General features: G+C 76.1%; 4 protein-coding genes. 3 read left to right on the top strand and 1 reads right to left on the bottom strand.

The window, feature by feature from the left end; all coding sequences use genetic code 11:
• The coding region (locus PYV61_RS22565; protein WP_275835923.1) for a serine hydrolase domain-containing protein at nt 1-1,636 on the top strand (1,636 nt) is incomplete at its 5' end.
• An 88-nt stretch (nt 1,637-1,724) separates the two neighbouring features.
• On the opposite strand, the gene PYV61_RS22560 is transcribed toward PYV61_RS22565, so the two are convergent.
• Nucleotides 1,725-2,108, bottom strand: coding sequence for a four helix bundle protein (locus tag PYV61_RS22560; RefSeq protein ID WP_275835921.1), 384 nt, complete (start codon nt 2,106-2,108; stop codon nt 1,725-1,727).
• Nucleotides 2,109-2,206: 98 nt separating this feature from the next.
• On the opposite strand from PYV61_RS22560, the gene PYV61_RS22555 reads away from it, so the two are divergent.
• Both PYV61_RS22555 and PYV61_RS22550 read left to right on the top strand, forming a co-directional pair.
• Nucleotides 2,207-2,881: a hypothetical protein gene (locus PYV61_RS22555; protein WP_275835919.1), complete on the top strand. Its 675-nt coding sequence runs from the start codon at nt 2,207-2,209 to the stop codon at nt 2,879-2,881.
• Nucleotides 2,882-2,884: 3 nt separating this feature from the next.
• The gene (locus PYV61_RS22550) at nt 2,885-3,208 is read left to right on the top strand and encodes a TfoX/Sxy family protein (protein WP_275835917.1); all 324 of its coding nucleotides are present in this window, start codon (nt 2,885-2,887) and stop codon (nt 3,206-3,208) included.
• Nucleotides 3,209-3,609: the final 401 nt, after the last annotated feature.

Below are 3,609 nucleotides of genomic sequence, written 5' to 3'. Positions count from 1 at the left end.
CGCCGCCCGCCCCGCCGCCGCGCAGCCCGCGGCCGCCCTCCCCGACTCGCTGGTGCGCCGCGTGGACGCGGTGTTCGCCGCGCTCGGCCCGCAGACGCCCGGGTGCGCGGTCGGCGTGCGCCGCGACGGCGCGGTGGCGCTGGAGAAGGGGTACGGCTCGGCGGAGCTGGAGCACGACGTCCCGTTCACCGCGGCGACGGTGTCGGAGGCGGGCTCGGTGACGAAGCAGGTGGTCGCGCTCGCGGTGCGGCTGCTGGAGCGCGACGGGAAGCTGTCGCTCGACGACGACGTGCGGCGCTGGGTGCCCGAGCTCCCCGACCTCGGCGGGCGCATCACGCTGCGCCACCTGATCCAGCACACGAGCGGGCTGCGCGACCAGTGGGCGCTCATCGACCTGGTGCACCCGCGGGCGCAGCAGGTGGTGCAGACGGTGCCGGAGGTGCTGCAGCTCATCGCCCGGCAGCGCGCGCTCAACTTCGCGCCGGGCGCCGAGTACCTGTACAGCAACAGCGGCTACACGCTGCTCGCGGTGACGATCGAGCGCGCGTCGGGCGCGCCGCTGCCGCGCTTCGCCGCCGAGCGGATCTTCGCGCCGCTGGGGATGACGCGCACGTCGTTCCGCGACGACCACACCCGGATCGTGAAGGGGCGCGCGTCGGCGTACGCGGGGACGCCCGAGCGCGGCTTCCGGCTGCTGATGCCCGAGTACGGCGTGGTCGGGAGCGGCGGGATGCTGACGACGGTCGGCGACCTGCTGCGGCTGGAGGCGAACTACGCGTCGGGGGCGGTCGGGGGCGCGGCGCTGGTCGCGGCGATGACCGACAGCGCGACGCTCGCCGACGGCCGCAGGATCCCGTACGCCTACGGGCTCACGAACGGGACGCACCGCGGCGTGCGCACGGTGTCGCACGGCGGCTCGACGGCGGGGTACCGCGCGTACCTGCTGCGCGCGCCCGAGCGCCGCGCCGCGGTGACGCTGCTCTGCAACTCGGCGTCGGCGAACCCGGAGGCGCTGGCGCTCGCGGTGGCCGACGCGGCGCTCCCCGACGTGTTCCCCGCGTCGGCGCCCGCGGTCGCGCCGTTCGGCCGCGCGGTGTCGACGCGCCCGCGCGCGGAGCTCACCCCCGACCGGGCGGCGGCGCTGGCCGGCGACTGGCGCGACTCGACGACGGGCGAGGTGGTGGCGGTCGCGGCGACGCCGGACGCGCGCCTCGTCTTCGGCGCGCCGCGCGGGGCCGCCACCGACACGCTGGCGCCGCTCGGCGGCACCTACCACGGCTCGCGGCGCGGGGCGGTGCGGGTCGCCGAGGGCAGCGCGCCGCGGCTGCACGTCGCGCTGCGCGACGGGAACCGGCTGACGCTGGCGCCGGCCGCCGCGCCGGCGCCCGACGCGGCGGCGCGGGCGGCGATGGTGGGCCGGTACCGGAGCGCGGAGCTGGACGCGACGTTCGAGGTGGCGGCGCGGGGCGACTCGCTCGTGCTGCGGCGGCCACGCTTCCCGGACGCGGCGCTGCGGGCGGAGACGGCGGGGCAGTTCTCGGCGGGGGGAGGGATGCGGGTCGAGGTGGAACGGGGGGCGATCCTGATCACGAATGGGAGGGCGAGGAGGGTGAGGTTCGAGCGGGTGGAGCCCTGAGAGGGCGTGGTCTGGTGAGGCGTGGTCCGGTACGGCGTGGTCAGATGAGGCGTGGTCTGGAACGGCGTGGGCTGGTGCTGCGAGAGCGTCAGGTCGAGAGGGAGCGGCGGAGCGCCGCGAGCAGGATGCCGGCCCTGCGTGCCTCGGCGCGAGCATCGGACACGAGCGCCCGTGGACATCGCGGGATCGACGCGGCTTCGACCAGGTGCGACTCCACCTCGAGCAGCGATGACCACGCGATCGTCAGGAATCGGAGCATGTCGCGTCGCCCGGCCCTGCCCGAGCCTTCGGCGGTGTTGGCGTGCACCGAGGTGGCGGCGCGCATCAGCTGGTCCCCCAGCGCCCGGCGCTCTGAGCGATGCAGTGCTGCCGTCAACGGGCCCAGGGTCTCGGTGAGCCGGATCGCCTGCTGCCAAGCGCGCAGCTCGTGGTAGCTCGCCGCGGGTTCGTGGGATCGGAGCGGTTCGCGCATACCCCACACTGCCACGCCGCCCCCCCGGTCCCGTACCACCACGACGCACGCCGTATCAGACCACGCCGTATCGGACCACGCCTCACCAGACCACGCCGTTGCGGCCCTTCCTCCTCCTCGCCCTGCTGGCCGCGACCTCTGCCGCCGCCGCCCAGTCCCCCGACACCACGCGCGCGTCCGACGCCTTCTGCTGGCGCGGCCGCCCCCTCCCCTCCTGCGGCGCGTTCGCGCTCTTCGAACTCGGCTACTTCCACGCCCTCGCCACCACGCGCCTGCGCGAGCCGTCGGTCCCCCCCGGCTTCCCCCCGCGCGACGAGCCCGCGTTCGGCCGCCAGGTCTCGTGGTCGGTGGGCGCGATGCGCAACCTCGACCGCACGACCGCGCTCGGCGGCGCGGCGGTGGTCGGCGTCGGCGACGGGCCGTTCCTCGCCGCGACCGGGCGCTGGCGGCGCTGGCTGGCGCCCGCGGCGAGCGTCGAACTGGCCGCCGCCCCGGCCGCGGCGCAGGTCCCGCTCCCCCTCGTGGGGACCGGGCACTACGGCGGCCAGTTCAACGGCTGGCGCGCGGCCGGCGTCGCGGAGGCGCGCCTCAACCTCGGCGACCTCGCCGCCGTCTCGACGCGCGCCGTCGTCGTGCCGCGCGCGGGCGGGCGCACGCAGGGGGCGCTGTTCGTCGGCGCGTCGGGCGGCTCCGGCGTCGCCGCGTCGGGGACCGTGATCCTCGGCACGCTGTTCCTCATCGCGTTCGCCGCCTTCCTCGGCTCCGCCACCTGACGCATGGCCTACGACCACGCCCTCGTCGAACGCGTCGCCGCCGCGCTGGACCGCATCGGGCTGCGCGGCGCCCGCCAGAAGAACGTCTTCAGCGGCCGCGGCTTCCTGCTCGGCAAGAGCACGTTCGTGATCTGCTGGGGCGACGGCCTGATCGTGAAGGCGCCGCCCGCCGAGTACGCGGACGCGCTCGCGACGCCCGGCGTGACGCCCTTCATGCCCGGCGGCGACCGTCCGATGACCACGTGGGTCGTGGTTCCCCCGGAGCAGATCGCGGACGACCCCGAGCTGGCGGACTGGGTGGCGCGCGGGGTGAGAGGGGTTCGATAGAGCGAGATCCGATGGAGCGAGATCCGATGGAGCGAGAGTGGACGCCACGCGTTCTGCCCCTCGCCGCGTCAAGGCTCGCCTGATCGAAATTCGCCGTATCGGAGCTCGCAGTACCGGATCTCGCAGTACCGGATCTCGCCGTACCGGGCCCTCCCGTATCCGATCTCCCCCTCCCCGCGTCTATGTTGTGTCTCGCGCCCCCCGCTCGTTCCCCGCGTCCACCCGGATGTCTTCCGTCCCCCCCTCGTCCGTCGCCCGTGCCGGTCTCGCCCCGCTCCTCCCGTCCGCGTCGCCCCAGCAGGGGCGCGTCGTGCCGGGCGGTGGCGACGCTGCGCGCGCGCCCGACGTGCGGTGGACGCCGTCGGGCGGCGGGGGCGGCGGGCCCGCGGGCGGCTACGGCG

Origin of the sequence: Roseisolibacter sp. H3M3-2 (genome assembly GCF_029211165.1) — a bacterium.
GTDB lineage: Bacteria > Gemmatimonadota > Gemmatimonadetes > Gemmatimonadales > Gemmatimonadaceae > Roseisolibacter.
Note: the sequence above shows the minus strand (reverse complement) of the source record. Positions and strands in the feature narration are given on the sequence as shown.